We start from the raw sequence: 6,441 nt of genomic DNA, 5'->3' as shown, positions 1-6,441 counted from the left end.
AGAAACGGTACATAGACTTCCTGGTAGCCGTGCTCATCGCTGTGCATGTCGAGCATGAAATCGATCAGCGCCCGATGCATGCGAGCCAACCCGCCGCTCATCACGGAGAACCGGGCGCCGGACAGTTTGGCCGCGCGCTCGAAGTCCAGCCCGCCGTCCAGGGCTTCGCCCACATCCACGTGATCTTTGGGTTCAAACGGCAGTGTTTTCGGTGTGCCCCACTGGCGCACTTCCACGTTGTCCTCTTCGTCATTACCTGCCGGCACCGCATCTTGCGGCACATTGGGAATCCCCATCAGAAATTCACGGATTTCTTCCTGAATCGCCTTGGCGCTCGCCACTTCGCGATCCAGCTCTGCATCGATGGTTTGCAGGGTTTCTGCAACCTGCGACTTGGCGTCTTCCACCGCCATGCCGGACTTGATCAGTTCGCCCACCTGCCTGGAGGCTTTCTTGCGATCGGCCTGCAACTCCTGGGAACGGATGTCTGCCTGCTTACGCTTGGCATCCAGGGACGCAAATGCGTCAAGATCCAGGGTGTAACCGCGTTTGGTCAGCGCCGTTTTGATCGCTTCACCGTCCTGCCGCAGGGCACGAATATCCAGCATGTTTCTCTTACTCCAAAATCAGAAAAGGCTGAGTTGAACGTTTAAACATTCAACGTCCCCATGTTATTCAAAAACCAGTCGGCCCAGTGCCAGACCTGCCATGCCAAGCAGCAGACAGACCGTCACCGACGCCATTGCATAGCCCGCCGCCAGCGAGAAAGCCCTGGCTTCCACCATCCGCACCAGCTCAAACGAAAAGGTGGAAAAGGTTGTCAGGGCGCCGAGCATGCCGGTCATCAAGGCCAGCCGCCATACATCACCCACTGGCAGGCTCGCCATCGTGATCGCCAGCAACCCGAACAGAAAACTGCCTGCCAGGTTCACGCTGAAGGTGGCCCAGGGCCAGGCTGGCATCACCGGGACGCCCACCCACAAGGTGGTGCCAAAACGCAGACAGGCGCCGATGGCACCGCCACAGGCCACTGCAATCCAGGGCAGCATGCCTCCTTCCGTGATCGCTGATACCGACATTATTTCCCCTTCCCGTAACGGGTCCAGTCGCTACTGGCATTCAGGCCACGCAGGCGGGCCAGTTTTTCTGCCACCTTGATTTCAAGCCCGCGATTCACCGGCTCATAGAGACGGGTATGTTGCAGGCTTGCCGGAAAGTAATTTTCCCCGGCCACAAAGGCCTCGGGGAAATCGTGGGCATAATGATACTCGGCACCGAAGCCTTCGTCTTTCATAAGCTGGGTGGGCGCATTGCGCAGGTGCAGGGGCACCTCGTCGGTGGGCTGCTGACGAACCAGCGCGCGGGCCTGATTATAGGCGTTGTAGACCGCATTACTTTTCGGCGCTACCGCCAGGTAGGCGATGGCCTGAGCGATAGCCAGCTCCCCTTCCGGGCTCCCCAATCGCTCCTGCACATCCCAGGCCTGCAGGCAGAGCGTCAGTGCTCGCGGGTCGGCATTGCCGATATCTTCACTGGCCATGCGGACCACACGGCGGGCAAGGTAGAGCGGGTCACAACCACCGTCCAGCATGCGGGCGAACCAGTACAGAGCCGCATCCGGGTCGGAGCCGCGTACGGATTTATGCATGGCGCTGATCTGGTCGTAAAACAGGTCGCCGCCCTTGTCGAAACGGCGCACCGCATCACGCAACACCTCGCGCATCAATTCTGCATCAATCTTCGGTGCATCCTGATCCGCCAGATCTGCCGCGACTTCAAGCATATTCAGCAGCCGCCGGGCATCACCATCTGCGTAGTTCAGCAACAACTCCCGGGCATCAGCATCCAGCTGCATACCGTTAAGAGCCGGGTCCTGCAGTGCACGGCCCAACAAACCGCTGAGATCGTCAGGAGCCAATGCTCGAAGCCGATACACCCGCGCCCGCGACAACAGCGCGTTGTTGAGCTCAAAAGACGGGTTTTCGGTGGTGGCGCCGATGAAGGTGATGGTGCCTTCTTCCACGTGGGGCAAGAAGGCATCCTGCTGGGCTTTGTTGAAGCGGTGCACCTCGTCCACAAACAGGACCGTGCGACGCCCCTGCCCCAGGCGAATCTGGGCCTGCTCAACGGCGGCCCGGATATCCTTTACCCCGGACAACACCGCAGAGAGCGTAATAAACGCGGCATCCACGGTTTGCGCCATGATAAGCGCCAGCGTGGTTTTGCCGGTGCCCGGTGGGCCCCACAGAATCATGGAATGCAGCTGCCCCCGGTCCAGGGCCTGACGCAACGGCTTGCCCTCCCCAACCAGGTGCTGCTGGCCTACATAGTCATCCAGGTGGGCAGGTCGCAGGCGCGCCGCCAGGGGCTGAGCCTGCTGGGCGGCATCGGCGGCAAAAAGATCGCTCATGGAAAACGCCTACTGGTGACCGGGCTGCGGCCGGAGCATCCCGGCCGTTACCCTCGATTACTGTTGTTGCTGAATGACATCCGTGCCTTCAGGCGGCTCGAAGTGGAACAGACCGCTATCGATGCCGCCGTTCAGGGTCAGGGTCTTGAAGTCGATGACGGTCTGCTGGCCCAGTGCATCCTGCAAGCGCATGGACGCGGGCTCGTCGCCCTTGAAGGTCACATCCAGCTGATCGAACAGCGGGTCCTGACCTTTGGGGGTAAGCCGGTAAGTGACTTCGCCCCCCTGATTATCACGCTCGGAAATACTGAACGCCTTGGCCACATCGGCAGGCTTGCCACCAAACAACAGGGCCGGGGTCTGGCCAAGATCCTGGCTCAGCGGGCGTACCACCACCTGCTCCAGGTCCTTGTCGTAAACCCAGACGGTTTCGCCGTCGGACGCAGCCATCTGCTCATAAGGCGTTTCGGTGAGCCAGTAAAACTGGTTCCCCCGGGCCACCTGAAAACGGCCCGTGGCTTCCTGCATATGCGTGCCGCCCTGATCCAGCACCACCTGCTCGAACTCGCCTTTCATGGACTTAAGGGTTTGCAGGCGATCCAGCAAATCATCGGTGGCACCCGCCCATGCGGTAGGGGCCAACAGGACAGCAGGCGCCAGCGCCAAGCTCAACAGCAACTTCTTCATTCAAACTCCTTATTTGACCGGCGGCGGCGCGATGACTTCGCGCTGGCCATTGTTGCCGGCCTCGGTGACCACCCCTGCCATCTCCATGGCTTCCACCAGGCGGGCGGCACGGTTATAGCCAATTTTCAGTTTCCGCTGCACAGAGGAAATGGACGCCCGTCGGGACTCGGTGACGATGGCCACCGCTTCATCGTAAAGCGGATCATTCTCGTCATCGCCGCCCTCACTGGCGCTTTCCATACCTGGCATCGGTGCATTGAGGTCGCTGCCACCATCGAGAATTTCTTCAAGATAATTGGGCTCGCCGCGTTTGCGCCAATCGTCACAAACCCGGTGTACCTCTTCATCTGAGACAAAGGCGCCGTGAACACGTTCCGGAACACTGGTGCCGCCGGGCAAATAAAGCATGTCGCCATGGCCCAGCAGCTGCTCCGCCCCGCNCTGATCCAGCACGGTGCGGGAGTCAATTTTGGACGACACCTGGAAGCCTATACGCGACGGCACGTTGGCCTTGATCAGGCCGGTGATCACGTCCACGGACGGGCGCTGGGTGGCGAGAATCAGGTGAATGCCTGCCGCCCGTGCTTTCTGTGCGATACGCGCAATCAGCTCTTCCACTTTCTTGCCCACAATCATCATCATGTCGGCGAATTCATCGATGACGATAACGATGTAAGGCAGGTGCTCGGCCAGCGGCGCCTCCTCATCCAGATTCATCGGGTCATCCGGCTTCCACAGCGGGTCCTTGAGGGGCTCGCCTTTCTTCTTGGCGTCGTCCACCTTGCGGTTATAACCGGAGATATTCCGCACTCCCATGGAGGCCATCAGTCGGTAACGACGCTCCATTTCACCCACACCCCAGCGCAGCGCACCGGCCGCTTCTTTCATGTCGGTGACCACCGGGGTAAGCAGGTGGGGAATGCCATCGTAGACCGCCAGTTCCAGCATTTTGGGATCGATCAAGATCAGGCGGACATCGTCCGGGCTGGACTTGAACAGCATGGACAGCAACATGGCATTCACGCCCACGGATTTACCGGAGCCGGTGGTACCCGCCACCAGCAAGTGGGGCATTTTTGCCAAGTCCGCCATCACCGGGCCGCCGGAGATATCCTTGCCCAGCGCCATGGTCAGGGGCGACGGCGCCTGATCAAACATCTGCGTGCCGATCACTTCGGTGAAGCGGATCATTTCCCGTTGCTCGTTGGGAATCTCGATCCCCACGGTGGTCTTGCCGGGAATCACTTCCACTACCCGCACGCTGATCACTGCCAGGGAGCGAGCCAAATCCTTGGCCAGATTAGTGATCTTGGAAACCTTAATACCAGCTGCCGGCTGAATCTCGAAACGGGTAATCACCGGGCCGGGCTGCACTGCCACCACTTCCGCCTCGATATTGAAATCCTTGAGCTTGATTTCCAGCAGGCGTGACATGCCTTCCAGAGCCTCTTCGGAATAACCGCCCTTGGATTCTTCCACCGCATCCAGCAGGCCCACCGGGGGCAGCTCACCGGAGACTTCCGTGGTAAACAGTTTCTGCTGCTTTTCTTTTTGAACCCGGGCGCTTTTTTCCACCGGCTTGGCCGGTTTGGCGATTTTTGGCGGGGTTCGCGTTTCTGCCTTTTTCTTCGCCTCGGTAATGACCTTGGCGCGCTTCTCATGAGCTTCTTTCTTCTGCCGCTGCTCTTCGCGCTGACGTTTACGCGCTTGCCACCAAGCAGGCACTTTTTCGATGGCGCCAAGCACCAGCGCGCCCAGGCCTTCAGCCAGCGCGATCCAGGACAAATCGGTAAAGATGGTCACGCCGATCAAAAACAACGCCACCATCATCAAGGTCCCACCCAGCGGGTTGAACCCGGCCAGGGAGGCATCGCCAACTTCATGGCCGAGAATGCCCCCGGCGCCTTCCGGCAGCGTATCGCCCACGGTGAAATGCATGTACGACAGCGCCGTGCCCGCCAGCATGGTCAGAATAAAACCCACCAGTCGCAAGCTGAACAGCGGCCAGCTCCCCGGCAGTCCGGCATGGCGCTCGCGCAGCACCTTGCCGGCCCAAAAGCCCAGCAGCACCGGAAACAGGTAGGCCATATAGCCAAACAGGCCCAGCAGCAGATCGGCGCTGAACGCCCCTACCCGGCCCATGGCATTGCGTACTGCATCCACATTGCCCACATAGGACCAGCCGGGATCGCGGCTATCGAAACTGATTAACGCCAGCAGCAGGTAAAGGGAAAAGGCGATCAGCGCAATGACCATGCCTTCCACCAAACCACGTTTGAGATGGCGGGAAAACCCGGACTGTCCTTGCCCGGCAACCGTTTTACTCACGCCTTGCCCCTCAATAAAGTCAAACTATTGGATAAAGAATAGCTGATAACGGATTGAAATTATTGCGATTGTAGTCAATCACAGTGGGGGCGGCCAGCTTTGCCCCTCCCGGTGTGCCCGAGCGCACGGCATTATCGCACAAAATAGCCGCAATCTGCGGCTCTCAACCCGGGCAGTCACCTCTTCCTATCGCACTAATAGCCCATGATCAGGCTTCACGACGACCCGGTTTTACGGTAGTTTTCACTGCCTTGAATGTGCAGGCCTTGCCCCCACAGTTGGAGTCGCAAGCCCGGACGCGGCATAGCGCGCCCGATCACCTGCCCAACCTACGTATTTACTGGAGTAACACATGAGCGACGTGCAGCACCATCGGCTGATTATTCTGGGTTCCGGCCCGGCGGGTTACACTGCGGCTGTGTATGCCGCCCGTGCCAACCTCAAGCCGGTTGTGATCACCGGCATCCAGCCTGGCGGCCAGCTCACCACCACCACCGAAGTGGATAACTGGCCCGGTGATGTGGAAGGCCTGCAGGGGCCGGACCTGATGGTGCGCATGCAGCAGCACGCCGAGCGTTTCGATACGGAAATGGTCTACGACCATATCAACGACGTGGATCTCAAGCAGCGCCCGATCGTCCTCAAGGGCGACAACGGCACCTACACCTGTGACGCGCTGATCATCGCCACCGGCGCCACCGCCATGTACCTGGGGCTGGAGTCCGAAGAAGCCTTTATGGGCAAAGGCGTGTCTGCCTGCGCGACCTGTGACGGTTTTTTCTATAAGGGCCAGAAGGTGGCGGTAATCGGTGGCGGCAACACGGCTGTCGAAGAAGCACTGTACCTGTCCCACATTGCCGAACATGTGACCCTGGTACACCGTCGTGACAGCCTGCGAGCGGAAAAAATCCTGCAGGACAAGCTGCTTGCCAAAGACAACATTTCCGTGGAATGGGACCACACCCTGGAAGAAGTGCTTGGCGATGACAGCGGTGTCACCGGCATGCGCATCAAGT

The 6,441-nt window shown here is 59.5% G+C and carries 5 protein-coding genes and 1 pseudogene; 1 reads left to right on the top strand and 5 read right to left on the bottom strand.

The features are described 5' to 3' along the window. From A3754_RS06830 to A3754_RS06810, 5 genes and pseudogenes are all read right to left on the bottom strand, one after another. A pseudogene (locus tag A3754_RS06830) lies at positions 1-608 on the bottom strand (serine--tRNA ligase); the annotation flags it as partial. A gap of 63 nt (positions 609-671) precedes the next feature. Then, positions 672-1,079, bottom strand: a complete 408-nt coding sequence (locus A3754_RS06825; RefSeq protein ID WP_231880522.1) for a CrcB family protein — start codon at positions 1,077-1,079, stop codon at positions 672-674. Beyond that, complete coding sequence (locus tag A3754_RS06820; protein ID WP_063519158.1) at positions 1,079-2,410, bottom strand: replication-associated recombination protein A; 1,332 nt, start codon at positions 2,408-2,410, stop codon at positions 1,079-1,081. The genes A3754_RS06825 and A3754_RS06820 overlap by 1 nt, the downstream gene beginning before the upstream one ends. A 57-nt stretch (positions 2,411-2,467) precedes the next feature. Continuing rightward, positions 2,468-3,097, bottom strand: coding sequence for an outer membrane lipoprotein chaperone LolA (lolA, locus tag A3754_RS06815; RefSeq protein ID WP_063519157.1), 630 nt, complete (start codon positions 3,095-3,097; stop codon positions 2,468-2,470). Between the two features lie 9 nt (positions 3,098-3,106). Beyond that, a complete protein-coding gene (locus A3754_RS06810; RefSeq protein ID WP_063519156.1) occupies positions 3,107-5,425 on the bottom strand; it encodes a DNA translocase FtsK in 2,319 nt (772 codons plus the stop codon). Positions 5,426-5,777: 352 nt separating this feature from the next. On the opposite strand from A3754_RS06810, the gene A3754_RS06805 reads away from it, so the two are divergent. Beyond that, positions 5,778-6,441, top strand: a 664-nt coding sequence (locus A3754_RS06805; protein WP_063519155.1) for an NAD(P)/FAD-dependent oxidoreductase, incomplete at its 3' end; no start/stop codon positions are given.

It is taken from the genome of Alcanivorax sp. HI0083 (assembly GCF_001635175.1).
The sequence above is the reverse complement of the archived record's forward strand: the minus strand, read 5'-3'. Positions and strand labels throughout refer to the sequence as shown.

Coding starts and splice junctions, on each gene's coding strand:
- A3754_RS06825 (WP_231880522.1), bottom strand. CDS start 1,079: ATGTCGGTATCAGCGATCACGGAAGGAGGCATGCTGCCCTGGATTGCA.
- A3754_RS06820 (WP_063519158.1), bottom strand. CDS start 2,410: ATGAGCGATCTTTTTGCCGCCGATGCCGCCCAGCAGGCTCAGCCCCTG.
- lolA (WP_063519157.1), bottom strand. CDS start 3,097: ATGAAGAAGTTGCTGTTGAGCTTGGCGCTGGCGCCTGCTGTCCTGTTG.